This window comes from Mesorhizobium sp. M2A.F.Ca.ET.039.01.1.1 (assembly GCF_003998035.1).
In the GTDB taxonomy this organism is placed as follows: domain Bacteria; phylum Pseudomonadota; class Alphaproteobacteria; order Rhizobiales; family Rhizobiaceae; genus Mesorhizobium.
The window spans coordinates 1-797 of record NZ_RZRY01001360.1 but is presented as its reverse complement, the minus strand read 5'-3'; the positions used below and the strand labels follow the sequence as shown (position 1 = coordinate 797).

Below are 797 nucleotides of genomic sequence, written 5' to 3'. Positions count from 1 at the left end.
CTCATGTAGGCCGGATCGAGCTCGTGTCGTCGTTGAGGCACGCTATATTTACAATGACCTCTTCCCTTGAGAGACAGTCCCGTCCGCTCATCAAGCGCGCATGGTTGATGCAGACGACGGCGTTGGCGCATGTCAACGAGTCGCCGGTCTAACGCGGAAGCCGTTAAGTTGTTTATTCCCAATCGCATCTCACCGCTCCTCCATTAAAGTCCATGATGCCGCCTCAACAGCGGGTTAGAGGAGTCATCGATTATCACATCGCCATCCCCGATAATGTTGCCGCCCTTCAAGCTCGACAGACTCTTATCGCCTGCGATCGGCCTCGGCTTGTTCAACAGTCCTTGAAGGCCATCCGTAAGCCCTAACTATAACTAGGGCAATAATGCTGCCAGGGCGCGAGCCCGATACTCCGGCTCGTCAATTCCGTCGGCAAGGACAGCAATGCGCCGTTGTAGATCGGGGGCAAGCTCTGCCAAGCTTGGCCGAAGGCCTTCGAGAGCCCCTACGAGATACTCGGGGGCGATGCTCTCGGCCAAGTCAACGACGCGCTGCTGCAGTTCGGGCGCAAGCCTTGGTAGGCCGGCTCCGAGGCCCCGTAAGGCCGAGGCGCGATTGGCGTCGTCAAGTCGCTCGGCACGGACGATGAGACGCTTCTGCAAATCGCGCGAAAGCCTCGCCACGCCGGCTCCAAGGACCTCAAGGACCGAGGCGCAATGCCCCGGGTTGTCGAGCCTCTCGACCTGGCCGACGAGACTCTGCTGCAACTCGGGCGCAAAATCAGTGATACCCGTTACGAG

1 protein-coding gene is annotated in these 797 nt (G+C 59.3%); it reads right to left on the bottom strand.

Going from position 1 to position 797, the window contains the following annotated elements:
- Positions 1-371: 371 nt before the first annotated feature.
- Positions 372-797: hypothetical protein (locus tag EOA24_RS42650; protein ID WP_210213660.1), on the bottom strand; the 426-nt coding region annotated here is incomplete at its 5' end.